This window comes from Streptomyces sp. NPDC006368, from assembly GCF_040612535.1.
GTDB lineage: Bacteria > Actinomycetota > Actinomycetes > Streptomycetales > Streptomycetaceae > Streptomyces.
In genome coordinates this window covers 67,394-94,055 of record NZ_JBEXQK010000002.1, presented here as the reverse complement: position 1 = coordinate 94,055, position 26,662 = coordinate 67,394, and the positions used below count along the sequence as shown (strand labels likewise).

Genomic DNA, 26,662 nt, shown 5'->3' with positions numbered 1-26,662 from the left:
TGTCAATGCCCTTTCGTCGGGCCCGCCGATGCCCTCGTCCCCCGACACCTTGCCGACCCCTGCGCCTTCCGGCATACAAGATGGCCATACCGGCGCCCACCTGCGCGTCCTTACCCTGGGCCGCATGACCCCTCATGCCGACTCCGCCCGTCCCGCAGTCGTCGCCGATCCCCAGGCGGGTGCCGCCGTCAAGGCCGCCGACCGGGCGCACGTGTTCCACTCCTGGTCCGCCCAGGGGTTGATCGACCCGCTCGCCGTCGCCGGCGCCGAGGGGGCGTACTTCTGGGACTACGACGGAAACCGCTACCTCGACTTCACCAGCGGCCTCGTCTACACCAACATCGGTTACCAGCACCCCAAGGTCGTCGCCGCCATCCAGGAGCAGGCCGGCAAGCTGGCGACCTTCGCGCCCGCCTTCGCCATCGACGTACGCTCCGAGGCCGCACGCCTCATCGCGGAGCGCACCCCCGGCGACCTCGACAAGATCTTCTTCACCAACGGCGGCGCCGAGGCCGTCGAGAACGCCGCCCGGATGGCCCGGCTGCACACCGGCCGACCCAAGATCATGAGCGCCTACCGCTCGTACCACGGCGCCACCTCCACCGCGATCAACCTCACCGGCGACCCGCGCCGCTGGGCCTCCGACACCGCGTCCGCCGGCGTGGTGCGCTTCTGGGCGCCCTTCCTCTACCGCTCGCCGTTCTACGCGGAGACCGAGGCGCAGGAGTGCGAGCGCGCGCTCCGGCACCTGGAGGACACGATCGCGTTCGAGGGCCCGCGGACCATCGCCGCGATCATCCTGGAGAGCGTCCCGGGCACCGCCGGCATCATGGTCCCGCCACCCGGGTACCTCACCGGCGTACGCGAGATCTGCGACCGGTACGGCATCGTCCTCGTCCTCGACGAGGTCATGGCGGGCTTCGGCCGCACCGGCGCGTGGTTCGCGGCCGAGCACTTCGACGTCGTACCCGACCTGCTGACCTTCGCCAAGGGCGTCAACTCCGGGTACGTGCCGCTGGGCGGCGTCGCCATCTCCGCGGAGATCGCCGCGACCTTCGACAAGCGGCCCTACCCCGGCGGACTCACCTACTCCGGCCACCCGCTCGCCTGCGCCGCCGCCGTCGCCACCATCGAGGTCATGGCCGAGGAGAAGGTCGTCGAGAACGCGGCCCACATCGGCGAGAACGTCCTCGGCCCCGGCCTGCGCGAACTCGCCGAACGCCACCCCTCCGTCGGCGAGGTCCGCGGCCTCGGCACCTTCTGGGCGCTGGAGCTCGTACGGAACAAGGAGACGCGCGAGCCACTCGTCCCGTACAACGCGACGGGCGAGGAGAACGCCCCCATGGCGGCCTTCGCGGCGGCCTGCAAGAAGAACGGCCTGTGGCCCTTCGTCAACATGAACCGCACCCACGCCGTCCCCGCCTGCACCGTCACCGAGGCCGAGGCCAAGGAAGGCCTCGCCGCCCTCGACGCGGCGCTCGCGGTGGCCGACGAGCACACCGCGTAAAGGGCAGGCGGCGTAGACGGGCACACCGTCACCACCCCGATGGCCCTCCTCCGCCTGGCTTAAGGTGTCCGGAACCGGACGGAGGGGGCCAGAAGCCATGCCCGCGAGCGGAGGGGTGACCCGCAACACCCTGCGGCAGCAGATCGCGGACGCGCTCCGTGACGAGGTGCTCGCGGGACGTCTGCAACCGGGTCAGGAGTTCACGGTCAAGCAGATCGCCGAGCAGTACGGGGTGTCCGCCACGCCCGTCCGCGAAGCGCTCGTCGACCTGGCCGCCCAGGGGCTGCTCGACTCCGACCAGCACAAGGGCTTTCGCGTGCACCGGTTCTCGGTCGACGACTACCGCGGCATGGTCGAGGCCCGCGCGCTCATCGTGGACGGCGTCTTCCAGCGCCTCACGGACCGCACCGCGCCCGGCGCCGTCCACGGGCCGCCGCTGGTGTCCGTACGCCGCCGGGCCGAGGAGGCGGCGCGGGCGGCCCGCGCGGGCGACCTCGACGTCCTGATCGGCTACGACCTGCGGTTCTGGCGCGAGCTCAGCGGCTTCGTCGCCAACCGCTACATCGCCGACTTCCTGCACCGGCTGCGCGTCCAGGCCTGGGTCTTCGCCGTCCCGCACCTGCGCGCCGACCGCAGGCCGGGCGACTGGCTGTGGAGCGGCCACGAGGACCTGGTCGACGCGGTGACGGCCGGCGACCGGAACGCCGTCGTGGCGGTGATCGACGCGTACAACGCGCACTCCCTGGCCTGGGCGGACCACCTGGACGGTCTGTCGCGGTGACCGACCTGAGCGTGGTCATCCCCGCCTACAACGAGGAAGCGCGGCTCCGCCCCACCCTCGAGGCGATCCGCGCCCACCTGACGGCCGACCCCGGCCGTTGGGGCGACTGGGAGGTCATCGTCGTCGACGACGGCTCGACGGACGACACCGCGCGCGTGGCGCGGGAGTGCGCGGCCGAAGAGCCCCGTATCCACGTCCTCACCGGCCCGGCCAACCGCGGCAAGGGACACGCCCTGCGGCGCGGCGTCCTCGCCTCCTACGGGCGCCGTGTCCTGCTCACCGACGCCGACCTCGCCACGCCCATCGACCTGCTGGACCGGCTCGACAAGGAGCTCACCGCCGAGGGCGCGGCGGCGGCGATCGGCTCCCGCGCACACCCGGAGTCGCGGATCGAGGTCCACCAACGGCCGCTGCGCGAGTGGCTGGGGCGGCTCGGGAACCGGCTCATACGGGCGGTGGCGGTGCCCGGCGTGCGGGACACCCAGTGCGGTTTCAAGCTGTTCGAGGGGGACAGGGCACGGGAGGCCTTCGCGGACGCCCGGCTGGACGGGTGGGGGATCGACGTCGAGATCCTGCGCTTCTTCCGGCAGGCCGGCTGGGCGGTCACCGAGGTGCCGGTCCGCTGGTCCCACCAGGAGGGCTCCAAGGTGGGGCCCCTGGACTACGCGCGCGTGCTGGTCGAAATCGCCCGCCTGCGGGCCCGCGCGGTCAGACGGGCGGACGTGGCCGTCGTCGCGCTCTTCGTCCTCGCCTCCGTACTCCTCTACCGGGGCCTGTGGGCGGACCTGGACCGGGCCTACCTCGCGGACGCGGGCCAGGACCAGAACCAGTGGGAGTGGTTCTTCGCCGTCACCGCCGACAACGTCACCCACCTGCGCAACCCGCTCTTCACCACCGTCCAGAACCATCCCGACGGTGTGAACCTCATGGCCAACACGGTCATGCTGGGCCTGTCCGTGCCCCTCACCCCGGTGACCCTGGCCCTCGGGCCGACCGTCACCTGGGCGCTCGTCCTGACCCTGGGCCTGGCCGCCACGGCGTGCTCCTGGTACTGGCTGTTCGCGAGAAGGGTCGTACGCCACCGGTGGGCGGCCTGCGCGGGCGCCGCGCTCGCCGCCTTCGCGCCGCCGATGATCTCCCACGGCAACGCCCACCCCAACTTCCTGCTCCTGTTCATGATGCCGGTCCTGATCGACCGGGCCCTGCGCCTGTGCGAAGGGCGCGCGGTCGTACGGGACGGAGTGCTGCTCGGGCTCTTCGCGACCTACCAGATCTTCCTCGGCGAGGAGCCGTTGCTGCTGGCGGCGCTCGGCATGCTGCTCTTCGCCCTCTTCTACGCGCTCGCGTGCCGTGACGTGGCGCGGGCGGCCCGGTGGCCCCTCGCCAAGGGCCTGGGCGTGGCCCTGGCGGTCTGCCTGCCTCTGGTCGCCTTCCCCCTGTACTGGCAGTTCTTCGGCCCGCAGAGCTACCACAGCGTCCTCCACGGCTCCCACGCCGGCAACAGCCCGCTCGCCTTCCTGGAGTTCGCCGGCCGCTCCCTCCTCGGCGACGAGGCCACGGCGGACCGGCTCGCCATGAACCGCACCGAGCAGAACGCCTTCTTCGGCTGGCCGCTGATCGCCCTCACCTTCGCCGTCGTCGTACGCCTGTGGCGCCTGCCGCTGGTCAAGGCGCTGACGGGCACGGCGGTGGGCGCGGCGCTGCTCTCCCTCGGGCCGCGCGTCAGGATCCCCTTCACGGACATCGTGCTGCCCGGCCCGTGGGCACTGCTCGCCGACAAACCGCTCTTCGAGTCGGTCATCGAGTCCCGGGTGGCGATGGTCTGCGCCCCGGTGCTGGGCGCGCTGGTGGCCCTGGCGGTGGACCGGCTGGCCGCCTCCCGTTCGCGCGCCAACCGGGCGGTGGGCCTGGCGGCGGTGACGCTCGCCCTCGTGCCGATCCTCCCCACGCCCTATCCGGTACGGGAACGGGCCCCGGTCCCCGGCTTCCTCGCGTACGGCACCTACCAGCGGTACCTGGAACCGGGGCAGTCGGTCGTGCCCGTGCCGCTGCCGGACCCGGGCAGCGCGGACGCACTGCACTGGCAGACACGCACCGGCTTCGGCTTCGCCGTGCCGGGCGGGTACTTCAACGGGCCGTACGGTCCCGAGCGCACCGGCATCTACGGGGCGGCGCCCCGCCACACGTCCGACCTGCTGCGGGAGGTGCGGTGGAGCGGCCGCGTCCCGGAGATCGGCCCCGAGTGGCGGGCGCGGGCGCGGGCGGACCTGGAGTACTGGCGGGCGGGCCTGGTCGTGCTGCCCGGCCAGGACAACGAGGCGGCGCTTTACGAGACCGTATCCAAGCTGTTGGGGCGACCTGGTGAGCGGATCGGGGGTGCATGGGTATGGGACCTGCACCGAACACGCTGAAATAGGCTTCCGTGACTGTCCGACGAACCGTCCCGACGTAGGAGAGCGAGTCTCCCTTGGCCTGCGACCTGTGGTTGGTCCCCCTCGTCGACGTGCTGTGCCACAGCCCCGACAACCCCTTCGCCGAAGAGATCGCCGCCTACGACAAGGCGCTGAGCGAGTCCGGCCTGCCGACCGTGCCCGTCTTCGCCTACATGCCGGGCCTGTCGGGCGACGTGGCACCGGTGGCCGGGTTCGACTACGACGCCCTGCACTTCCTGCGCCGCGCCTACCTGCTGCAGATCTGCGGCCTCGCCGTCACGCCGGTCGACGAACTGGGCGGGGACTACGAGCAGTTGCTGGAGATGTTCGAGTCCACGGCCCAGCAGTCGCACCTGGTGTGGCACTACGACCACGCGGGCGCGTACGTGCCCGTCGACTTCCCCGCCCCGCTGTCCACCGACGAACTGCTCGCGGGCGGCGGGCCGCTCGGCTCGGCCCAGGGCCTGCTGCGCGAACTGGAGTACGTGGCCCCGTCGATCGGCATCGACCCGGCGAACCCCCCGGCGGCGCCACTGCCACCCGAGCGACCGACGTCCCTGGAGGAGCCGGCGGGCCCGATCCCGTACGACGAGAGTCCCTTCGCGCGTGAACGCCACGTGTGGCTGGGGCTGCACGCGGCGGCGACCCGGAGCCTGGGCCAGGGCTCGATGATCATCTTCAGCTGACGGGCCCGGGAGTCCCTGGGCGGCGGTCCTCAAGGCGGTCCTTGCGAGGGTCCTCAAGGCGGCCCTCGGAGGCCGGGGTCTTCAGGTGGCCGTAAGGTGCCGGACATCTCGCCCCGATAGGACCGGGGCATGACCCCTGCGCAGTACTCGGATGTCAAAGGCTGGTTCGCCCCCGTGGACCAGCTCCTGTTCGACTGGATCCTGACCGGCCAGCGGGACGCGGGCGTCCGCGGCGACCTGCTGGAGCTCGGCGCGTACCTGGGCAAGAGCGCCATCTTCACCGGCTTCTACCGGGGCGAGGGGGAGGAGTTCACCGTCTGCGACCTGTTCGACTCGCCCGCGCCGGACGAGTCGAACGGCGCGGAGATGACCCGGTCGTACGCCACGCTCACCCGGCGCGCCTTCGAGACGAACTACCTGGCCTTCCACGAGGCCCTGCCGCGCGTGGTCCAGGCGCCCACCTCGTCGATCACCGCGCACGTGGCCCCCGCGAGCTGCCGTTTCGTCCACGTGGACGCCTCGCACCTGTACGAGCACGTCCACGGCGACGTCGAGGCGGCGCGGGTCCTGCTCGCGCCGGACGGCATCGTCGCGTTCGACGACTACCGCGCCGAGCACTGCCCGGGCGTCGCCGCGGCGGTCTGGGGAGCGGTCGCCGTGTCGGGCCTGCGCCCGGTGTGCCTGACGGGCACGAAGCTGTACGGCACCTGGGGTGATCCGGCGCCGGTCCGGGACGCCCTCCTGCGGTGGCTGAAGCCGCGCGGGGACCTCTGGCACGGCGTGGAGGAGGTGGCCGGCGCGCCCCTGATCCGCGTCAAGCCCCACGGCGTCACCGCTCCCTGGACGCCCCGCCCCCGCCACACGCCGCCCCCGCCCGCCCCGTCCGCCACCCCGGAGCGGCCCGAGCCGGCCGTGCCCGGGCCGCCGACGGTGCCCGCGGGGCGGGTGGGCCGACTGCGCCGCCTGAAGCGCGCGCTGACCCGCCTCTGAAGGAGTCCCGCCGCGCGGCACGCGGGGTCAGCGCGGCTCCGGGGGCCGCTGGCGCGGCATGTTCGGCCGGGTGCCCGGAGGGAGGGGGAAGCGGCCCGGCGCGGCCGTGGAATCCGTGCGTGCCGGGGAGGGCAGCGTCGACTGCATCGCCAGCGGCGCCGGGCCCGACCGGAACTCCACCATCCAGTCGGCCGTCTCCGCGCGCACCAGCTCCGTCACGTCCTCCGAGAACCGCCGCAGCACCCCCAGGCACCGCTCCGCCGCCTCGCTCGCCGTGCCCTCCGCCGGGCCCAGCACCTCCCGCACGCTCTCCGACGCCCAGTCGAACTGCAACGCCTGGAGCCGCCGCTGCACCGCCTGCGCCGTCGCGACGTCCCGCATCCACCCCGAGGTCAGCCCGAAGTACCGGTCGCACAGCAGGCACGCCGCCGCCACCAGCAGCGCCGGGTACCCCCACTTCCACCACCCCAGCAGCGGCAGCGCCGCGCCGGTCACCGCCCCCAGCGCCGTACCGATCCGCAGGGCGCGGGCGCAGCGGCGCTTCCAGACGCGGTCGGACAGATACCACTCGGCCGTGCGCAGCGCGTTGGTCTCGACCCACCGGTACAGCTCGTCCAGCCGCTGCGCCGGCTCCCCCCAGTCACCGAGCGGGAACGGCCGTCCGGCCAGGTCGTCCCCCCGGGAGGGGCCCCCGGGCTGCATCTCCGGCTGGCTCACCGGGGCACTCCTCTGCGCTCAACGTGACATTGCTGTGGCCGTCAGTGACGGGCGGACGGGCGGGCGGGTGGCGTGCGATGACCCACGGTGCGACGACCTGGACGGTGCGATGATCTACGGTGCGCGGGGTGCGCATGCCCCTTCCTACCGCCGAATGGTGGGCCGGTGACCGGGAATCACGGTATTTCCGCCCGCAAGAGGGGCTTGATCAGGTAGAGGGCGCGCCGTCATTTCACCTGAAAGAGTGGAGCCCCGTGGATGGGGCACACCGTCCGGCGACCACGTAGGCTCGGCATACCGAATACTCATCGTCGAAATGCCAGGAGTGACCGTGATTCCCGGTGGCGGCCAGCCGAACATGCAGCAGATCCTCCAGCAGGCCCAGAAGATGCAGCAGGACCTCGCCCGCGCCCAGGAGGAGCTGGCGCAGACCGAGGTCGACGGCCAGGCAGGCGGCGGCCTGGTCAAGGCCACCGTGACCGGTGCCGGTGAGCTGCGCTCGCTGGTCATCGACCCCAAGGCGGTCGGCCCCGAGGACACCGAGACCCTCGCGGACCTCGTCGTCGCCGCCGTCCAGGCCGCGAACGAGAACGCGCAGGCGCTCCAGCAGGCCAAGCTGGGCCCGCTGGCCCAGGGCCTGGGTGGCATGCCGGGCCTGCCCTTCTAACGCGCGCGCCCAGCAACTACCGTAAGCATCACAGCACTCCAGGAGAGGCTTTCCGTGTACGAAGGCGTTGTTCAGGACCTCATCGACGAATTGGGCAGGCTGCCCGGCGTCGGTCCCAAGAGCGCGCAGCGGATCGCCTTCCACATCCTGCAGGCGGAGCCCACCGACGTACGGCGTCTGGCCCATGCCCTCCTCGAGGTCAAGGACAAGGTCCGGTTCTGCGCGGTCTGCGGCAACGTCGCGCAGGAGGAGCGGTGCGGCATCTGCCGGGACCCACGCCGTGACGAGGCGGTCATCTGTGTGGTCGAGGAGCCGAAGGACGTCGTGGCGATCGAGCGGACGCGTGAGTTCCGTGGGCGGTACCACGTCCTCGGCGGCGCGATCAGCCCGATCGAGGGCGTCGGCCCCGACGACCTGCGGATCCGCGAGCTGCTCACGCGCCTCGCGGACGGCACGGTCACCGAGCTGATCCTGGCGACCGACCCGAACCTGGAGGGCGAGGCCACCGCGACGTACCTGGCGCGGATGGTCAAGCCCATGGGCCTGAAGGTCACGCGCCTCGCCAGCGGACTCCCCGTTGGCGGAGACCTGGAATACGCCGACGAGGTCACGCTCGGGCGAGCGTTCGAAGGGAGACGACTCCTCGATGTCTGACGCCACACTCCACGCGCACTCGCTGGACCCGGACAGCTTCGCGGTCCAGATCGCCGACTCGATCGAGTCCTTCATCGTCGCCACCACGGAAGTGGCCAAGGGGGACGAGCCCGACAGCGCGGTGCCGTTCCTCCTCCTGGAGGTCTCCCAGCTGCTGCTCACCGGCGGCCGGCTGGGCGCGCACGAGGACATCATCCCGGATGAGCGGTACGAACCGGACACCGGACCGGACATGGACGTCGACGACCTGCGGATGCGGTTCGCGACCATGCTGGAGCCGGTGGACGTCTTCTCCGAGGTCTTCGACCCGTACGAGCCGCGCAAGGCGCCCGTGCCGTGCCGGATCTCCGACAACCTCGCCGACATCGTCCTGGACCTGCGGCACGGACTGGCCCACTACCGCGCGGGACGTACCTCCGAGGCGCTGTGGTGGTGGCAGTTCTCGTACTTCTCCAACTGGGGCCCGACGGCTTCGGCGACCCTGCGCGCCCTGCAGTCGCTGGTCTCGCACGTCCGCCTGGACCAGCCCCTGGAGGAGCTGGACGGGCTCGACACGGACGAGGACCTGACGGAGGACGCGCTGGCGGAGGAGGCGGGCCGGGTGATGGCTCAGGAGATCGCGGGCCCGCTGGGCCTGCGTACGCTCAAGCCGTAGTTCCCCGCCCTTCCCAGGACGCCCGGGCCCTGTCGCACAGCGTGCTGTGCGACCGGGCCCGTGTTCTTCGCGTACGCGCGGGACACCCCGGCCTCGTTGCGCCGGGGCCACCCCGCCCGCCCCGAAGCTGGACCCATGATCCAGACACGGAACGACGTCCTGGCGGTGGTGAGCCAGAGCGGCCCCGCGGTCGTCTTCTTCGACGCGGTGACGTACGACCGGCTCGGTGAGGTCCGCGTGCCGTACGAACCGCACGAGCTGTGCTTCGACGCGGCGCGGCGGCTGCTGTACTGCACGATCACGTACCGCTCGGGCTTCTACCGCGCCAACACCGGCCGCGCCCGGGAGCTCGTCGTCATCGACCCCGATGAGCGCCGCGCCGTCGAGGTCGTCGACCTGGCGCCGGAGTGGGCGCCGCACGGGCTCGCCCTGGATCCGGCGGGCGAGCTGCTGTGGGTGAGCGTCGAGGCGCGCGGCGCCGAGGAAGGTGCCCCGACCGCCGAGGAAGGTGCCCTGGTCGCCCTGGAGGCGGGGTCCCGCAAGCCGGTGCGGCGCATCCCGGTCGGCGCGCCCGGGCCGCACTGGTTCGTGCTCACCCCGGACGGCCGGCGCGCGTACACGGCGAACAAAGAGGCGCCGTTCCTGTCGGTCGTCGACCTCGGGGCGGGCGTGACGGACGGCCGTATCGCGATGCCGGGCGGCAGCGAGGGCATCGCGGTGGCGCCGGACGGGCGGTATGTGTACGTGGCCGGGCCGAAGGGCGATGGCGGGGGCGGTGGTGCGCGGGGGGACGGCGGCGTGCGGGTCGTCGACACCGCGACCGGCGCCGTCGTCCGTACGCTGCCGACCGAGGGCCCCGTCCTCCCGGTCCACGTCACGTCGACCGGACTCGTCCTGGCCGGCGAGCTGCGCGGGGCGGCGGGCGGGTCGCCGCCGGGCGGGCAGGGGCCGGGCGTGCTGCACGTGTACGAGGGTGATGCCGTACGGGCCCGGGTTCCGGTGGGCGCCTTCCCGCTGACGATCACCTCCTCGCCGGACGGGCGGCACGGGTACGTCGCCGCCGTGTCCGCAAGCACCGTGACGGTGGTGGACCTGGCGGCGGGGGCGGTCGCGGCCACGCTGGAGGTGGGGAGGCCCGGCGAACCGGGGGCGCACGGCATGGCGTACGTATCCCGGCCCACCCCCCGACCGCGCACGTGACCCCCCACACATTCCGCGTACCCCGCGCCGAGGGGGGCAGGTGCCAGCCCGAGCGGCTGTGGATCACCCGGTGCTGATCACTGAGTGAGCGGGACATCTCACCATGTGGTAGGAGAGGGGTGATTCCCGGCCGCTCGTTAGACTGAGCTGACCGCAAACGGACTGAGCGAGGAGCGCACGTGGGCCTTGTCGTGCAGAAGTACGGAGGCTCCTCCGTTGCCGATGCCGAGGGCATCAAGCGCGTCGCCAAGCGAATCGTCGATGCCAAGAAGAACGGCCACCAGGTGGTCGTCGTGGTTTCGGCGATGGGCGACACGACGGACGAGTTGATCGATCTCGCCGAGCAGGTATCCCCGATCCCTGCCGGGCGTGAGTTCGACATGCTGCTGACCGCCGGAGAGCGCATCTCCATGGCGCTGCTGGCCATGGCGATCAAAAACCTGGGTCACGAGGCCCAGTCGTTCACCGGTAGCCAGGCGGGCGTCATCACCGACTCGGTCCACAACAAAGCGCGCATCATCGATGTCACGCCGGGCCGGATCCGTACGGCGCTGGACGAGGGCAACATCGCCATCGTCGCCGGCTTCCAGGGTGTCTCGCAGGACAAGAAGGACATCACCACCCTCGGCCGCGGCGGGTCGGACACGACCGCCGTCGCGCTCGCCGCGGCGCTGGACGCCGAGGTGTGCGAGATCTACACGGACGTCGACGGTGTCTTCACCGCCGACCCCCGGGTCGTGAAGAAGGCCCGGAAGATCGACTGGATCTCCTTCGAGGACATGCTGGAGCTCGCCAGCTCCGGCTCCAAGGTGCTCCTGCACCGCTGCGTCGAGTACGCACGCCGTTACAACATCCCGATCCACGTCCGGTCCTCCTTCTCGGGGCTCCAGGGCACGTGGGTCAGCAACGAACCGCGAGGGGACCGCAAGGTGGAGCAGGCCATCATCTCCGGTGTCGCCCATGACACCTCCGAGGCGAAGATCACCGTCGTCGGGGTGCCGGACAAGCCGGGCGAGGCCGCCGCGATCTTCCGCACCATCGCGGACAGCGAGATCAACATCGACATGGTGGTGCAGAACGTCTCCGCCGCGTCGACCGGGCTGACGGACATCTCCTTCACGCTGCCCAAGGCCGAGGGCCGCAAGGCCATCGACGCCCTGGAGAAGCAGAAGCAGCTGATCGGATTCGAATCGCTCCGCTACGACGACCAGATCGCCAAGATCTCGCTCGTCGGCGCGGGCATGAAGACGAACCCGGGCGTCACGGCCGGCTTCTTCGAGGCGCTGTCCGACGCGGGCGTGAACATCGAGCTCATCTCGACCTCCGAGATCCGCATCTCGGTCGTGACCCGGGCCGACGACGTCAACGAGGCCGTCCGCGCCGTCCACACCGCCTTCGGGCTGGACAGCGAGTCCGACGAGGCCGTCGTCTATGGAGGCACCGGCCGATGAGCCGAAAACCGGCGCTCGCGGTCGTCGGGGCGACCGGAGCCGTCGGTGCGGTGATGCTCCAGATCCTGTCGCAGCACGCCGACGTCTGGGGTGACATCCGTCTGGTCTCCTCCCCGCGCTCCGCCGGCCGCAAGCTGGCGGTGCGCGGCGAGGAGACCGAGGTTCTCCCGCTCTCGGAGGACGCTCTCGACGGCGTCGACGTGGCGCTGTTCCTGGCCCCGGAGGAGGTGGCCGCCCGGTGGGCGCCGCTCGCCGCCGCCAGGGGCGCGGTCGTGGTGGACGCCTCACCGGCCTTCCGGATGGACCCGGACGTGCCGCTCGTCGTCCCCGAGATCAACCCGCATGCGGTACGGGCGCGTCCGCGCTCCCTGGTCGCCTGCCCCGGCGACACCACCCTGGCGCTGATCGTGGCGGTGGGCGCGCTCCACGCCGAGTTCGGTCTGACCGAGCTCGTCGTCTCCGCGTACCAGGCCGCCAGCGGCGCCGGGAAGGGCGGGATCGACGCCCTGCGCGGGCAGCTGGCGCGCGTCGCCGGTACGGAGCTGGGGACGCACCCCGGCGATGTGCGCCGGGCCGTCGGTGACGACACGGGGCCCTTCGCCGCCCCGCTCGCGCTGAACGTGGTGCCCTGGTCCGGGTCGCTCCAGGAGGGCGGCTGGTCCTCCGAGGAGCTCCGCATCCGCGACGAGACCCGCAAGATCCTGGGTCTGCCCGAGCTGCGGGTGACGGCGACCTGCGTCCGCGTCCCCGTGCTCACCACCCACTCCGTCTCCGTGCACGCCCGGTTCGAGCAGGAGGTGACCGTCGCGCGGGCCCACGAGATCCTGGCGACCTCGCCGGGCGTGGTGCTGTACGACGATCCGGCGGCCGGGGACTTCCCGACCCCCGCCGACGTGGTGGGAACCGACCCGACGTGGGTCGGGCGGGTGCGGCGGTCGCTGGACGACGAACGGGCGCTGGAGCTGTTCGTGTGCGGCGACAACCTCCGCAAGGGCGCCGCGTTGAACGCCGCGCAGGTCGCGGAGGCGCTCGCGGCCGAATTCACCGGCGGAATCGGCCGTGAACCGATCGCGGGATCTTTGTAGGATCTGTGAACGCCCTGTGAGCAAGTCTTTGGTCTGTACCGCTTGAACTGGGGCGATGGCATGTTCGACGATGCTTATCCCCCTTGCTGCAACCGGTAGTTGGGTGGGAAGCGTCTCTGCGGTCGCCCCTTTCGTGCTGCCGCCGGAACCGGGGCAATGGGGAAGAGCGGGTACGCATGAGGGCAAACGACGCACCGTCAAAAGCGATGGCGTGCGCGTACAACCCTGACGGGGGGAAGCGTGTCCAACAGGCGTGGCAGAGGTTCTCGACATCACAGCGGTGGCACCGCTTCGCACCCCGCCCGGCGCGGTGCGACCGCTCCGGCGTCCCCGTCAACCCGGCGGCATGCCGGTGATCGCCCCCATGCCCGCCGCTAGGCGCACCACCCGCATTCCGTCCCAGCCCTCCCCGCTCGACAGCGCGGGCGGCGCGACGACCGCGGGCACGACCGTCGACCACCTCACCGAGACCTACCGCGCCCACTACCGGTCGCTGCTGGGTCTCGCCGCGTTGCTGCTGGACGACACGGCCTCGTGCGAGGACGTCGTCCAGGAGGCGTTCATCCGCGTCCACTCGGCGCGCAGGCGCGTACGCGACCCGGAGAAGACCCTCGCGTACCTGCGGCAGACCGTGGTCAACCTGTCCCGGTCCGCCTTGCGCCGACGCATACTCGGGCTGAAGCTGCTCTCCAAGCCCATGCCCGACATGGCGAGTGCGGAGGAAGGCGCGTACGACCAGCTGGAGCGCGACGCGCTGATCAAGGCGATGCGTGGGCTGCAGCGCCGGCAACGCGAGGTACTGGTGCTGCGGTACTTCGCTGACATGACCGAGGCTCAGGTCGCCGAGACCCTCGGCATATCGCTGGGCTCGGTGAAGGCGTACGGCTCACGTGGCATCGCGGCGCTGCGCGTCGCCATGGAGGCCACGGCATGAGTGAGCGGCATCAGGACAGATTCGAGCAGTACGGGCCGGACGGGCCGTTGCACGTGAACGACCGGACTGGAAACGGAATTGTGAACAACGGCGACGGCGATCGCAACGCCACGGGCGACATGAACGGCAAGGCTGTCCCGGACGGCAAGGACGGCAAGGACGGCAACCGCAAGGGTGGTTCGGGCGGCAAGGGCGGCCCGGGTGCTTTCGACGGCTTCGGCGGGGACGGCTTCGAAGGGGGTGGCTTCGGCGGGGACGACGCCGCGCTGCGCCGGCTGCTCCAGGGCGCGGTGCGGGACCTGGAGCCCTCCGACGGAGCCCTGGACCATCTGCGCCGGGCGGTGCCCGCGCGACGGGCGCGCAAGCGGCAGGCCCTGGTGGGCATGGCGGCCGCGGCGCTGCTGTTCGGTACGGCGGTGCCCGCGTTCGTCCACGTCGCGAGTTCCGACGGCGCCTCCGACGCCCGCCCCGTGAACGCCGGGCACGGCGAGCAGACCCAGGGCGGCACGGGCGAGGAGACGGGCGGCGAGGGCGGCGAAGCCGGACCCGACGGCGGCAAGGGCGACGGCGAGAAGAAGCCGGGCGGCTCCCAGGACGGCGGCAAGGGCGACGCGGAGAAGCCGGAGGAGTCGGTCTCCGGCACCTCGGACGGCACGGTGGGCGGCACGGCCGCCCCGTCCAGCTCGGTACCGGAGAGCACGCCGGTGTGCGAGGCGGCCGGGCTGAGCGTGGCCTCCTCGCAGGCCGAGGGCCCGGACGCGGAGGGCAAGGTGTACGGCACCTTCCGCGTCGCCAACGTCTCGGGCGGCGACTGCGTGGTGACCGCGGACGGCGTGGTCACCCTCCAGGCGCACGGCGCGGCCGACCCGGCGAAGATCACGGTCGCCGAGCACTCGGTGGGCGACGCGGCCACCGGCCTGCCGGACCCCGGACAGGAGACGTCCGATCCGCTGCTCCTGAAGCCGTCGGAGGCGTACAAGGTGCAGTTCGCCTGGGTGCCCTCCGAAACCTGCCCGACGACGGGCGGCGGCAGTGGTGACCCGACACCGGACCCGAGCACCCCGAGCTCCGACGGCGGCGCCACATCGACCGGCTCCGACGGCACCGCCCAGGAGGGCACGGAGCCGCAGCTCAAGACGGAGGACGGCACCCCGGCGGACGGCAGCGTGACGGTCGCCCACACCCCGGACGCGGGAGGCCCCGCGGCGGAGACGACCATCCCCGACGCCTGCGCGGGCACGGTCTACCACACGGGCGCCCTGCCCGCGGAGTAGCCCGGTTCGCGCAGCCGTGTACGGCGCCGCACCCGGGAGTCGGCCAAGTCGGCCAAGTCGGCCGGACCCCGGACGGCGCACGGCCGGACACGCACCCCGGCCGCGGGGCACATACCGCACCGCCGCCGGCGGACGGCGCCGACAGGCCGGGCGCCGACAGGCCGGGCGCCGGCGGACGGCGCCGACAGGTCGGGCGCCGGACAAGGTCGGGCGCCGAGGTCAGACGCGGACGGCGGGGTCCTCGGGCGTCAGGCCCAGGGCCTCGTCCCGCGCTGCCTCCACCTCGCGGCGGAACAGCCGGAACCACATGAAGAGCACGAACCCCGCGAAGACGAACCACTCGCCCGTGTAACCCAGGTTCTGGAACGCCTTCAGGTCCAGCCCGCTGCCCTCCGGGGCCGCCGCCGGCACCGGTGTCAGCCCCGACGGGGCATCCGTCAGCGTCACCCACGCGTCGTACACGTCGTCCGGCACCAGGTTCACCAGCGACGCGGCGCTGATCATGCCGACCTGCCCCTCGGGCAGCCCGCCCGCCGCGTGCACGCCCTTGGTGCCCGTGTTCTCGGAGGCCTGGAGCGCCCCGGTCACCGTCACCTCGCCGGCCGGCGGGGCCGGCGCCCTGCCGCCCTCGGGCAGCCAGCCGCGCACCACGGGCAGCGTCCGGCCACCCTCCGTGCGCAGCAGCGTCAGCACGTACGAACCGGTCCGGTCCTCCAGCTCACGGCCCGGCACCAGGAACTGCTCGCCGTACCGCCCGGTCGCCGTCGCGTGCCGGCCCGACGTCTCCTGGGTGACGGGCAGCAGCTCGTCGAGCGGCGCCGCGTCCACCACGGCCGGGTCCGGCTGCCGCGCGGCTTCCCGGTGCGAGTCGACGCGGTCCTCGAACCTGCCGAGCTGCCAGGTGCCCATGAAGATGCAGAAGGGGATCGCCAGGAGGACGAAGACGTTGATCCCCCACCAGCGGGGCGTCGTCAGGAACCGGTACACCCCTCCACGGTACGGAACCCGCTCACCCCCCTTCCGCCCGGGTCCCCGCGGACGACCACGCCGACGAGCCCGCTCCCGTTCCCTATTCCGCTCCCTCCTCCGCTCCCGGTTCCGGCGACGGCGCCGCGGGCCGGCCGGCGGCGGGCTGGTCACCCAGATACCTGGCGGCGAAGGCCAGCTCCAGCCGCACCTGCTTGATCCGCTCCTCCACCACCAGCGAGCCGTGCCCCGCGTCGTACCGGTACACCTCGTGCACCGCGCCCCGGGCCGCGAGCCGGTCCACGTAGTTGTCGATCTGACGGATCGGGCAGCGCGGATCGTTGACGCCCGCCGAGATGTACACCGGCGCCCGCACGCGGTCCACGTACGTCAGCGGCGACGACGCCTCGAACCGCTCCGGAACCTCCTCCGGCGAACCGCCGAACAGCGTGCGGTCCAGCGCCTTCAGGGCCTCCATCTCGTCGTGGTAGGCCGTGACGTAGTCCGCCACCGGTACGGCGGCCAGACCCAGCGCCCACACCTCCGGTTGCGTACCCAGCCCGAGCAGGGTGAGGTACCCGCCCCACGAGCCGCCCGACAGGACCAGCTTCGCCGGGTCGGCCAGCCCGGAGGCCACCGCCCACTCCCGGACCGCCGCGATGTCCTCCAGCTCGATCAGCCCGACCCGGTGCTTGAGCGCGTCCGTCCACGCCCGCCCGTACCCCGTCGACCCGCGGTAGTTCACCCGCACCACCGCGTACCCGTGGTCCACCCAGGCCGCCGGGCCCGCGGCGAACGCGTCGCTGTCGTGCCAGGTGGGCCCGCCGTGGATCTCGAAGACCGTCGGCAGTGGACCGGTCACCCCGGCCGGCCGCTGCACGAGCGCGTGGACACGGCCGCCGGGCCCCTCCACCCACACGTCCTCCACCGGCACCGACGCGGGCGCCTTCATCCCGGGAGGATCGAGCACGACCCCACCCGCCGTCGACCGCACCGCCGGCGGCCGGGCGGCCGACGACCACAGGTACTCCACGGTCCCGTCCGGCCGTGCCGTCGCGCTCGACACCGACCCGGCGGGGGTCTCGACCCGCACCAGCTCACGCGTCGCGATCTCGTACCGCCACATCTCGCTGCGGGCCTCGAAGCTGTGCACAATCAGCAGCGCCGAGCCGTCCGGATACCACTCCGCCGACACATCACCGGGCAGGTCGAGGCCCAGCTCCGTCTCCGCCCCGGTCGTCACGTCCCACAGCATCGGCTCCCAGCGCCCGCGCCGCTGGTGACCCACCAGCAGCCGGGTGTCCCCGTCCACCGGCGCGAAGCCCAGCACCGACAGGCCCAGCTCCTCCGTACCACCCCTGGTGTCGTCCAGCTCCGCGACCGTCTCCCCGCCCGGCCGGACCACCCGCAGCGCCGAGTGCATCGCGTCCCCGTGCTCGGTGTGCTCGACCGCTATCAGCGTCCCGTCCCATGACAGGTCGCCGACTCCGGCCGACTCGCGGTGGCGGTAGATCTCGACCGGCGGCTGCCCCGGCCGTACGACGTGGATCGTCGACCCGTCCTCGTCCGTCGACCGCCCGATCACCGCCGTCCCGTCCCGGCCGATCGCCAGCCCCGCCGGATAGGACGGAGCCAGGCCCGGCGCGGCCGGCACGTCCGCACCGCCCGCGAACGGCTGCCGCATCCACAGCCCGAACTCGTCGCCGTCCGTGTCCGAGAACCACCAGATCCACTCGCCGTCCGGTGACAGCACGCCGTCCGTCGTCCCGTTCGGCCGGTCCGTGACCTGCCGCTGCTCGCCCGTCGCCCGGTCCCAGGCGTACAGCTCGTACGTCCCGGTCGCGTTCGACACGAACAGCGCCCGCGCCGGCGCGTCCTCCGCCCAGTCGGGCAGCGAGACGCGCGGCGCCCGGAACCGCTTTTCCCAGTCAGGAACATTCGGATCAGTCATGGACCCCATGATGCGCTGCCGCGCCGACAACCCGTGCGCCGTGCCCGCAGCCTGTGGATAACTCGGTCAGCGGGTGGCGGGCGGGGTGTCCTCCCTGCACAGCGCCCAGATGACGAAGACGCCGATCGCGATCGACACGACCGCCCACACCGGCTGGTACGGCAGCCAGATGAAATTCGCGATCACGGCGAGCGAGGCCAGCGCCACGCCACTGGCCCTCGCCCACGCGGCGCCGCTGAGAATGCCGGCGCCGATCAGGGCGACCAGGAGCCCGAGCACCAGGTGGATCCAGCCCCACGCGCTGACGCTGAAGGCGAAGACGTAATCCCCGATCCGCCCGTACACGCCGTCCTCGGCGATCCCCGCGATGCCCTGCAACATCCCGAGGACACCCTCGACCAACAGCAGCACCCCGGCGAACATCGCCCCGGCCGACGCCCACCCACCCCGCGCCGCCGCCGTTCCGGAGGGGGGTGCGGTGCGGTGCGCGTACGCGTGGTGCTCCGTACCACCGGTGCCATGGGATCCGGTGCCATGGGATCCGGTGCCATGGGATCCGGTACCAGGAGATGGAGTGCTCATCCTCCGAGCCTGCGCCGCCCCGCCGCACCCGCGCGACACGACAGGTCTGTCCGGGTGAGCGGCCGCGTATCCCCACGGCCGCCCCGGCGCGCGGCGACCGTTTTGGAGGCCGGTGACCGCCGGACGGTGAAACTGGCCGAAAATCGTGGCCAATCACCTCTGCGTGCCGCACCGTTGACTCTCCGGACACAAGATCGACGCACACTCGCGCTAGTGTGCGCGCGTGAGCCTTCATGTCGTTTTAGGATTCGGGCCCGCCGGAGCGGCCACAGCTCGGCTACTGGTCGAAAAGGGTCATTCGGTACGGGTCGTCACCAAGTCGGGTCGAAGCCCCGAGCCAGGCATCGAGCACGTCGCCCTGGACGCCACGGACAGTGAGCGACTGACCCAAGCCGCGCAGGGCGCGGAAGCGATTCACCACTGTGCCGCACCGCCCTACCACCGCTGGGTGGGTGAATGGCTGCCGCTGGTCTCGTCGGCCTGCGCGGCGGCCGAGGCCACCGGGGCCGTCCTGGTCATGCTGGGCAACCTCTACGGCTACGGTCCGGTGGACGGACCCCTGACCGAGGAGCTGCCGCTCGCGGCGACCGGCTCCAAGGGGCGCGTGCGCGCCGCCGGCTGGGAACACGCGCGGACGCTGCACGAGCAGGGCCGTATCAAAGCGGTCGAGGTGCGGGCCTCGGACTTCTTCGGGCCCGGCGTGACCGACGGCGGACACCTGGCCGCGCGGGTCATGCCACGGCTGCTGCGCGGCAAGCCGGTCTCCACGCTCGGGGATCCGGACGCCCCGCACAGCTGGAGTTATCTCCCCGATGTGGCCAGGGCCCTGGTCGAGGTCGCGGGCGAGGAACGGGCCTGGGGCCGGGCCTGGCACGTCCCGACGGAGCCCGCGCTCTCCACCCGGCAGATGGTCGACCGCCTTGCCGCCCAGTCGGGGACGGGGCCGGTCGCGGTGCGCAGGATCCCGCCGGCCGTACTCGGCGTCATGTCGGCCTTCTCCCCGCTGATCCGCGAACTGAGGGAGATCGGCTATCAGTTCGACCGTCCGTTCGTAGTCGATTCAAGCGCTTACGAAGCCGTGTTCGCCGTACGAGCCACTCCCGTCGACGAGCAGGTCAAGGCGACGGTGGACTGGTGGCGCGAGCGGCGGGCGACCACCGCGTGACGTCTGTGACAGCGAAGGATTCCCTCATGGGTTCAGCGGGAGCGCGCCGCGATGACGTCGCGATCGTGGGGATGGCCTGCCGGTTTCCGGGGGCGCGGAACGTGAACCAGTACGAGCGGCTCCTGATGGCCCCGCGGGCACAGTTCTCCACCGTCCCCGACTCGCGGTGGAGCACCGCCACCTTCCTCAGCGACAACTTCCGTGACGCGTCCGCGGCCTATACGGACACCATGGCGCTGCTGCCGGACGTCGGTCACTTCGACGCCGCGCATTACGGCATCCCGCCGCGGCGGGCCAGGTCGATGGATCCTCAGCACCGGTTGCTGATCGATCTGGCGCGTGAGGCGATCCAGGACGCGGGGTGGGAGGCCGACGGCTTCGACCGCGAGGAAACCTCGGTGATCACGTCGCTCACCGACGGCGGCTACCGCGAGATCAGCACCATGCAGATCCGGATGCGTCAGCTGGCCGGCGGCGAGTTCGGGGCGCGGACGACCGATCCCCGGTGGCCGGACATGGTCCGCGCGGTCGATGGCCTGCACGGCACATCCGTGGCCGGCCTCCTGCTCAACATGGGGCCCAACACCATCAGTTCGGTCTTCGATCTGCACGGCGAGAGCTACGCACTGGACTCCGCGTGCTCCGGCGGACTCATGGCCGTGGCCAACGCCGTGTTCGCACTGCGCGCGGGCCGGTGCCGCATCGCACTCGCGGGCGGCGCCCAGCTGATGCTCACCCCCGACCTCTTGATCGGGCTGTGCCGGGTCGGCGCCGTTTCGCGCAGCGGCAGGTGCCTGCCGTTCGGCGCGGAGGCCGACGGCTTCGTCCTGGGCGAGGGTGCCGGGGTCCTCGTACTGCGGCCCCTGGCCGACGCGCTGGCGGCCGGCGATCGGGTTTACGCGGTGATCCGGGGTGTGGGAACGGCCAATGACGGGACCGTGCAGGGCGGTATGCACCCCCAGGCGGCCGGTCAGCTCCGGGCGCTGCGCCGGGCCTACCGCGATGCGGGCGTGACCCCGGACTCGGTGGGTTACCTGGAGGCGCACGGCACCGGGACCACGGTCGGCGATCCGGTCGAGGTCGATGTCCTGCGCGAACTGCGCGGTGAGCGCGGCGCACCCGCCTTCTTCGGCGCGGTGAAGGCGGTGGTCGGGCACTCGCTCAACGCCGCGGGGATAGCCGGCCTCATCAAGACCGTCCTGGCCGTGCACCGGGGGGTGATACCGCCGCAGCCGGAGTTCGACCTGGCCGACCGCTCCGGGCTCGACGCCGCACGGTTGGTCATCCCGACGGCGCCGACCCGGTGGCCGCGGTCCGGGCCGCGCCGGGCCGGGGTGAGCGCCTTCGGCTTCGGCGGCACCGGCGTCCACCTGGTGGTGGAGGAGTGCGCCACGGCACCCGCCGGCCCCGCACCGGCCGACCCGGCGCGGGACCGGGGGCCGCACCTCCTGGTGCTCAGCGCCCGCGACCGGGCCGGGCTGTCCCGCTACGCCCGGGAACTGGCGCACACCATCACCGGCGACCAGCCGCCGCTGGCCGGGGTGGCGGACACCCTGGCTCGCCGGGCGCCCTTCGCGGAACGCCTTGCCCTGGTGGTGGACGACGCCGCTGACGCCGCAACCAAGCTGGCCGCGGCGGCCGAGGCCGTGGACGCGGGCCGTACCGGAGAGCTCGGGCCGGGGCAGATGGCGGGCACGGTGGCCCCCGGTGAGCTCCCGGAGGTCACCGTGCCGGCGCCGGGCTCGCTCTCCGCCGAGGCGCGCACGGCCGTGTTGGCCCGGCTCGCCGAGCGCGCGGTGACCGGTTCGGGGCTTCGTCCGGTGATGGAGCGCGTACCCCCGTCCACCCTGCCGCCGAGCCCGCTCGCCCCGCGCCGCCACTGGGCGGTGGACGAGTCGGCCCGCGAGGCGTCCGACGAGCCCGGGCCGGCGGAGCCGCGCGGGGCGGTGCCCACGGCCGTGCCCACGGCGGCGCGGGCCGGTGCCGCGGCCCCTGCATCGGCTGCATCGGCCGCGTCCGCCGCGTCCGCCGCCTCCATTGTGTTCGAAGAGGTGTCGCGGACCGGCGTCTTCCCCCTCTCCGACCTGAGCGAGCGGATGGGGCTGGTGAAGGACCTCGGCTTCGACTCGCTGATGCTGCAGGAGCTGGAGGTCAACATCGGCAAGCGGATACCGGGCTTCCGCACCGAGGAGATGTTCTCGCCCGGCCTCACCATCGAGCGGCTGATCGCGCTGGTCGATCCGCACCTCGGCCTCATTCAGCCACCGGCCGCCCCCGTTGAGCCCCTGCCCGGGCAGGCGCCCGCGGACTGGGACGGCGCGACCGCCCGCGTCGATGACTTCCCGGAGGTGCTGCGGATCGAGGAGCGTCTGAGCGAGATCGCCGACAGTGGGGCGGATTACCCGTACTTCCGGGTCCATCAGGGCACCATCCGCGACACGACGGTGATCGGCGGCCGGGAGTACCTCTCCTTCGGCAGCTACAACTACCTGGGGCTCTCCGGCCATCCCGCGGTCAACGAGGCCGCGCGCCAGGCCGTGGACCGCTACGGGACCTCCGTCTCCGCGAGCCGGACGCTCTCCGGCGAACGGGACCTGACCGTACGCCTGGAGCGCGCTCTCGCCGACTTCCTCGGCGTCGGGGACTGCCTGGCGCTGGTGAGCGGCCATGCCACCAATGTCACCGCGATAGGGCACGTCGTCGGCGCGGGGGACCTGGTGGTGCACGACGCGCTCGCCCACGACAGCATCCTCCAGGGCTGCGCACTGTCCGGGGCGGCGCGGCGGCCGTTCGCCCACGGCGACATCGGTCAGCTGGAACACATGCTGCGGGTCAACCGGTCCCGCTTCAGGCGGGTACTGATCGCCGTCGAGGGCGCGTACAGCATGGACGGCGACCTGGTCGACCTGCCCGCCGTGATCGAGCTGAAGAAGCGTTACGGCGCCCTGCTGCTGGTCGATGAGGCGCACAGCATCGGGACCGTGGGCGAACACGGACGTGGCGTCGGGGAGTTCTTCGGCGTCGACCGGTCCGACGTGGATCTGTGGATGGGCACCCTCTCGAAGGCCTTCGCCAGCTGCGGCGGTTACCTCGGCGGCTCGGCCCGGATGGTGCGCTGGCTGCGGCACACGCTGCCCGGCTTCGTCTACAGCGTCGGACTGACCCCGGCCAACGCGGCCGCGGCGCTGGCCGCCACCGAACTGATCGTCGCCGAGCCGCACCGGGTGCGCACGCTGCGGCGGAACGCGGAGCTCTTCCTCGGCCTGGCCGGCTCGGCCGGCCTGGCGACGGGCCCCAGTGCCCACACTCCGATCGTGCCCTGCCTCCTCGGCGACTCGGCGAAGACCCTGCGCGTCGCGGACCGGCTGTTCGACCGGGGAATCATCGCCGATCCGATCCTCCACCCGGCCGTGGAGGAGGGTCTCGCGAGGCTGCGGTTCTTCCTCACCAGCGAACACCGTGAGGACGACATCCGACGGGCCGTGTCGATCCTGGCCGAGGAGGTGGCAGCCGTCGGCGGGTGAGCACCTCACGTCACATCAGGGTGCGTTCGATACGGCTGAGCATGGCGTCCTCGCCGGGCGCCCCGCCGTCCCCGGCATCCTCGGCCGGGGGCACGCCCTGTCGTTCCTCGCCGCTGCCCACCTGCTGGGAGAGCAGATAGGCGATGATCTCCGCTTCCTGTTCCTGCACGTCGTCGTAGGTCGCGCGCAGGAGCATGTCGCGCACGAGGTCGGGGTCGAGGTCGGGGAAGAGGAGGCGGGCGCTCGCCTCGTCCAGCCAACCCGCCCCGCGGTGGCAGCAGATGATGTGTCCCAGCTCATGCAAGATGATGTGCTCCTGATGCGCGCTGGTCGTGTTGGCGTCATAGAAGATGAGGTCCTCGTCGCGTGCCGCGACCCACATGCCGCACGGGTGCGACGCGGGCATCTGCATCGGGACCAGCGTGATCGGGCGATCGCGGATCTCGCCGAGGTGGCGGCAGAGTTCGGCCACATCGGCCACCTTCGGCAGGTCCAGTTCGGCGATCCGCTGCGCGCCGGCCTTCCGGAGCTTCTTGAGCTGGCTGCGGCGGTCCTGATCGGCCGACCGTCCCTTCCTGCCCCTCACTGCCCCGGGCCCCTCACTCCGGGTCCGAGGGGTTGGCGACGGGCGGAAGACCCTGCATCTGCCGGTACTGGTCCATGATGGCGGTGATGGCCTGGAGGTTCTCCCTCTTCATCCCGGCCGCCCGCATCGCCACGGCGCGGACCCCCGCCTCCCGCAGCGCCTCGATGGCGGCGACCTGGCTGAGCACCGACTCGGCGATCTCGTCGTCGAAGAAGTAGGCGACCGACACGCCGAAGAAGCGGGCCAGGGCCGCCAGGAGGTCCGGTGAGGGATTGGAGCGTTTGCCCGTGCGGAGCTGCGAGAGATACACACCGCCGACCCGGAGTTCGGGGTTGGCCCGCTTCAGCTCCTCCGCCACCTCGGCATTGGTCCAGTGCTTGCCCTTGGGACGAACCGTCTTGAAGAGGTTGTCCAGACGCACTGCCAGCACGGGCCGGTCGTCAGTCTCGGACATCGGCGAATCTCCCTCCCGTCACCTCCTCGGCATTGCCCTCCGCTATCCGTAAGTTTTGCAGATTAGCCATCAGTTGACAATCGGCTCAGGCTCCGCCAACGTGGACCTCGCCGATAGCTGGCAGCTAACTTCGCTTACGGGGGTAGTCGAGTTGGCCGCCGGTCTGTCGGTCCGGTCCTCGGGGGATGGCCGGGCCAGGCCGGTCGGGGCACACCCGCCCGGCCACGCACGGGGAAACGGGGGGTGTCGGGGGAAGCGGGGGGAAGTGGCCCCGCCCGGTCTGACGGGGGACAGGCCGGGCGGGAGGCGTCAACCGGCCTTGCTCAGCCTGCGGTAGGCGGACGCGACCTTGGTGAGCCAGGCGACCTCCGCGGTGAAGTTGTCCGTGTCGCGGTCCTCGAAGTCGCCGGCGTCCGCGTTGTCATCGGGGATGGTGCCGGTGCGCTTGGCGTGCAGAGCCTGTCTGATCTGTGCCGCTTCGGCGAACGCCTGCCGGGACTCGTCGCCCGCTGCGGACTGTGCGCCGCCGCCGCTGACGCCGGCGGTGCGGTCGATGTAGGGGCGCAGGTCCCGCCATCCGTCCCGTATCTCGATGACCCGCCGGTGGAGGCGGTAATCGAGGTCGGAGACCGAGGCCCCGGGCGGCTCCAGGAGGATGTCCGGGGAGGACTCGTACAGGTCCCGCCAGAGCGGGTAGAGCGCCCGGTACGACCGGTAACTGCGCGCCCACTCCAGGAGCTTGGCCGCCGGAGCGCCCCAGGAGGAGATGGTCAGGCTCAGCGAGAGGGTGACGATGCCCACCGCGCTGAAGACGGAGGCGGCGAGCTGCCAGACGCCGATGTCGATCCCGCTCGCCGCGGTCAGGATGTTGACCGTCCTGGCCAGGCAGTACAGGAAGAGGACCACCGCGGCGACGGAGAGCAGCCGCAGGGCCTGCCGCAGCGAGGCCTTGCCCGCCATACGGGCGTAGGGGCCGCACTGGCGGAAGATGGTGACGCACGGCACCGCCTGGGAGACGATGAACACCAGGAGGTAGGTGAGGACCAGCGGCTGGCCGCTGCCCGTGTTGAAGTCCGAGGCCGGCCGGCCGGGGCCGTCGGCGATGAAGAAGAGCGCCACCAGGAGCGCGTTGAGGACGATGCCGGTGATCAGCCAGTAGCGGGTCTTCCGTACCGCGTCCTCGGCGACGGTCGCCCAGCGCAGAAGGATGATCTGCGCGCTGACGCAGAAGGCGACCGCCGATACGTGCATCACCAGGATGGCGAGGTTGCCGACGCCCAGGAAGCTCTCGCTCCCCATGGCGACGGCACCCATGGTGAAGGTGAGGCACTGGAGCAGAAGAGTGATCACCAGTGTGCGGTAGGCGTTGTCGCGCCAGCTGCGCCGTACTTGGCCGAGCCGGTAGACGAGCGCGGCATACGACGAGAGCGCCGCGATGGCGAAGCAGACGGTTCGAGTGGTGTTCACGGCCTGATTTCTCCCGCCGGTGCCGCTCAGGCGGCGGAGCGTCTAGTCGGTGTTCTCGCCCGAGGGAACGTCGAGGCCGATGCTTTCGGCCGCCACGGCGATGGCGAAGTCGAAGAACGCGGACTCGTCCCGGACGCTGTCGTGGGTACGGCTGAAGACCTGGAACACCAGGAGCCCGATCAGATTGCTCCACAGCACGATGCCGCGCTCGATGATGTCCGAGAACGGCGCCTCCGGCACGCCGCCGAAGAGCTCCACGGCCTCCGGCAGCAACAGCGGCGGTCCGGGCACGGCCCGCCGGGGCGGGGCGAGTTCACCGGCCTCCAGCGCCGAACGCACGATGCCGGCGAGCACCGCGGGCGTACGCGAGGCGGGCGGAACCGTGTCCTGCGGGGCGTGGTAACCGGGAACGGGCGAGCCGTAGATCAGCGTGAACTGGCCGGGGTTGTCGAAGGACCACTGCCGCAGCGCCCGCGCCACCGCGAGAAGCCGCGCCCCCGCCGACGCGTGGGCGTCCCTGGCGATCTGATCGGCCTGCTCCATCGCGGCGCCGGACTCGTTGTAGGCGTCGATCACCAGCGCGGTGAGCAGGTCGTCCCGATGCGGGAAGACGGCCTCCACGTCGGCGACGCGAAGCCCGCCGTCACCGGCGACGGCCTCCAGCGACAGGCCTCCGGCGCCCGACTTCACCAGCAGTTGGCGCGCGGCGGCCTTGATGACCTCCGGCCGTGTGTCGTTCGCATCGGCGGCGCTTGTTCCGGAAAGATCCATGGCCAAACCGTACCTGTCAGTGGCAACGGCCATAAGCGCTGTCGATCGAACGCCTCGATCATGCGCTGTGATCCGGCCACACCCCGTTCCCCCGGTCCGCAGCCCGTGGTTGACCGCCCGGGCCTGCGATGTCGGACGAAACGGGACGAGCTCCTGGTGATGC

The 26,662-nt window shown here is 72.0% G+C and carries 23 protein-coding genes; 15 read left to right on the top strand and 8 right to left on the bottom strand.

The genetic code is table 11. From position 1 onward, the window contains the following. The first annotated feature begins 124 nt into the window (after positions 1–124). The 5 genes from ABZZ38_RS02245 (at position 125) to ABZZ38_RS02225 (ending at position 6,396) form a co-directional block, all read left to right on the top strand. Positions 125–1,507 carry an aspartate aminotransferase family protein gene (locus tag ABZZ38_RS02245; RefSeq protein ID WP_356734794.1) on the top strand — a complete coding sequence of 461 codons (1,383 nt, stop codon included), beginning with the start codon at positions 125–127 and terminating at the stop codon, positions 1,505–1,507. Between the two features lie 97 nt (positions 1,508–1,604). After that, positions 1,605–2,288 carry a GntR family transcriptional regulator gene (locus tag ABZZ38_RS02240; RefSeq protein ID WP_356734792.1) on the top strand — a complete coding sequence of 228 codons (684 nt, stop codon included), beginning with the start codon at positions 1,605–1,607 and terminating at the stop codon, positions 2,286–2,288. Continuing rightward, positions 2,285–4,699, top strand: a complete 2,415-nt coding sequence (locus ABZZ38_RS02235) for a dolichyl-phosphate beta-glucosyltransferase (RefSeq protein ID WP_356734790.1) — start codon at positions 2,285–2,287, stop codon at positions 4,697–4,699. The genes ABZZ38_RS02240 and ABZZ38_RS02235 overlap by 4 nt, the downstream gene beginning before the upstream one ends. A 56-nt stretch (positions 4,700–4,755) precedes the next feature. Next, the gene (locus ABZZ38_RS02230; protein ID WP_356734788.1) at positions 4,756–5,406 is read left to right on the top strand and encodes a hypothetical protein; all 651 of its coding nucleotides are present in this window, start codon (positions 4,756–4,758) and stop codon (positions 5,404–5,406) included. 129 nt (positions 5,407–5,535) lie between these two features. Further along, a complete protein-coding gene (locus tag ABZZ38_RS02225) occupies positions 5,536–6,396 on the top strand; it encodes a class I SAM-dependent methyltransferase (protein WP_356734786.1) in 861 nt (286 codons plus the stop codon). Between the two features lie 27 nt (positions 6,397–6,423). On the opposite strand, the gene ABZZ38_RS02220 is transcribed toward ABZZ38_RS02225, so the two are convergent. Next, on the bottom strand, positions 6,424–7,098 hold the full coding sequence (locus ABZZ38_RS02220; protein ID WP_356735262.1) for an SLATT domain-containing protein: 675 nt from the start codon (positions 7,096–7,098) through the stop codon (positions 6,424–6,426). 346 nt (positions 7,099–7,444) lie between these two features. Between ABZZ38_RS02220 and ABZZ38_RS02215 the strand changes: the two genes are divergently transcribed. From ABZZ38_RS02215 to ABZZ38_RS02180, 8 genes are all read left to right on the top strand, one after another. Beyond that, positions 7,445–7,780 carry a YbaB/EbfC family nucleoid-associated protein gene (locus ABZZ38_RS02215; protein ID WP_356735260.1) on the top strand — a complete coding sequence of 112 codons (336 nt, stop codon included), beginning with the start codon at positions 7,445–7,447 and terminating at the stop codon, positions 7,778–7,780. A gap of 54 nt (positions 7,781–7,834) precedes the next feature. Continuing rightward, positions 7,835–8,434 (top strand): recombination mediator RecR, encoded by a 600-nt coding sequence (gene recR, locus ABZZ38_RS02210; RefSeq protein ID WP_356734784.1) that lies wholly within the window; start codon positions 7,835–7,837, stop codon positions 8,432–8,434. Continuing rightward, on the top strand, positions 8,427–9,089 hold the full coding sequence (locus tag ABZZ38_RS02205) for a DUF5063 domain-containing protein (RefSeq protein ID WP_356734782.1): 663 nt from the start codon (positions 8,427–8,429) through the stop codon (positions 9,087–9,089). The genes recR and ABZZ38_RS02205 overlap by 8 nt, the downstream gene beginning before the upstream one ends. A 135-nt stretch (positions 9,090–9,224) precedes the next feature. Then, on the top strand, positions 9,225–10,289 hold the full coding sequence (locus tag ABZZ38_RS02200; RefSeq protein WP_356734780.1) for a YncE family protein: 1,065 nt from the start codon (positions 9,225–9,227) through the stop codon (positions 10,287–10,289). A 179-nt stretch (positions 10,290–10,468) separates the two neighbouring features. After that, positions 10,469–11,740 (top strand): aspartate kinase, encoded by a 1,272-nt coding sequence (locus ABZZ38_RS02195; protein WP_356734778.1) that lies wholly within the window; start codon positions 10,469–10,471, stop codon positions 11,738–11,740. Continuing rightward, a complete protein-coding gene (locus tag ABZZ38_RS02190; RefSeq protein ID WP_356734776.1) occupies positions 11,737–12,825 on the top strand; it encodes an aspartate-semialdehyde dehydrogenase in 1,089 nt (362 codons plus the stop codon). The genes ABZZ38_RS02195 and ABZZ38_RS02190 overlap by 4 nt, the downstream gene beginning before the upstream one ends. A gap of 253 nt (positions 12,826–13,078) precedes the next feature. Then, entirely contained in the window at positions 13,079–13,759 is a 681-nt protein-coding gene (locus ABZZ38_RS02185) for a SigE family RNA polymerase sigma factor (RefSeq protein ID WP_356734774.1), read from the top strand. After that, positions 13,756–15,033, top strand: a complete 1,278-nt coding sequence (locus ABZZ38_RS02180) for a hypothetical protein (RefSeq protein ID WP_356734772.1) — start codon at positions 13,756–13,758, stop codon at positions 15,031–15,033. Before ABZZ38_RS02185 ends, ABZZ38_RS02180 begins: the two co-directional genes overlap by 4 nt. Before the next feature lie 219 nt (positions 15,034–15,252). On the opposite strand, the gene ABZZ38_RS02175 is transcribed toward ABZZ38_RS02180, so the two are convergent. The 3 genes from ABZZ38_RS02175 to ABZZ38_RS02165 all read right to left on the bottom strand — a co-directional run bounded on the left by ABZZ38_RS02175 (position 15,253) and on the right by ABZZ38_RS02165 (position 18,373). Next, positions 15,253–16,020: an SURF1 family protein gene (locus ABZZ38_RS02175; protein WP_356734770.1), complete on the bottom strand. Its 768-nt coding sequence runs from the start codon at positions 16,018–16,020 to the stop codon at positions 15,253–15,255. An 82-nt stretch (positions 16,021–16,102) separates the two neighbouring features. Next, positions 16,103–17,959: a prolyl oligopeptidase family serine peptidase gene (locus ABZZ38_RS02170; protein WP_356734768.1), complete on the bottom strand. Its 1,857-nt coding sequence runs from the start codon at positions 17,957–17,959 to the stop codon at positions 16,103–16,105. 57 nt (positions 17,960–18,016) lie between these two features. Continuing rightward, positions 18,017–18,373, bottom strand: a complete 357-nt coding sequence (locus tag ABZZ38_RS02165; protein WP_356734766.1) for a hypothetical protein — start codon at positions 18,371–18,373, stop codon at positions 18,017–18,019. 382 nt (positions 18,374–18,755) lie between these two features. Between ABZZ38_RS02165 and ABZZ38_RS02160 the strand changes: the two genes are divergently transcribed. Further along, a complete protein-coding gene (locus ABZZ38_RS02160) occupies positions 18,756–19,697 on the top strand; it encodes an NAD-dependent epimerase/dehydratase family protein (RefSeq protein WP_356734764.1) in 942 nt (313 codons plus the stop codon). Between the two features lie 26 nt (positions 19,698–19,723). Further along, positions 19,724–23,221, top strand: coding sequence for an aminotransferase class I/II-fold pyridoxal phosphate-dependent enzyme (locus tag ABZZ38_RS02155; RefSeq protein ID WP_356734762.1), 3,498 nt, complete (start codon positions 19,724–19,726; stop codon positions 23,219–23,221). Between the two features lie 10 nt (positions 23,222–23,231). Here ABZZ38_RS02155 and ABZZ38_RS02150 read toward each other — a convergent pair whose 3' ends face one another. The 4 genes from ABZZ38_RS02150 to ABZZ38_RS02135 form a co-directional block, all read right to left on the bottom strand. Next, entirely contained in the window at positions 23,232–23,807 is a 576-nt protein-coding gene (locus ABZZ38_RS02150) for a toxin (RefSeq protein WP_356734760.1), read from the bottom strand. A gap of 13 nt (positions 23,808–23,820) precedes the next feature. After that, positions 23,821–24,261 (bottom strand): helix-turn-helix domain-containing protein, encoded by a 441-nt coding sequence (locus ABZZ38_RS02145; protein WP_356734758.1) that lies wholly within the window; start codon positions 24,259–24,261, stop codon positions 23,821–23,823. A 309-nt stretch (positions 24,262–24,570) separates the two neighbouring features. Beyond that, on the bottom strand, positions 24,571–25,728 hold the full coding sequence (locus ABZZ38_RS02140) for an MAB_1171c family putative transporter (RefSeq protein WP_356734756.1): 1,158 nt from the start codon (positions 25,726–25,728) through the stop codon (positions 24,571–24,573). A gap of 42 nt (positions 25,729–25,770) precedes the next feature. Further along, positions 25,771–26,499 (bottom strand): TetR-like C-terminal domain-containing protein, encoded by a 729-nt coding sequence (locus ABZZ38_RS02135; RefSeq protein ID WP_356734754.1) that lies wholly within the window; start codon positions 26,497–26,499, stop codon positions 25,771–25,773. Positions 26,500–26,662: the final 163 nt, after the last annotated feature.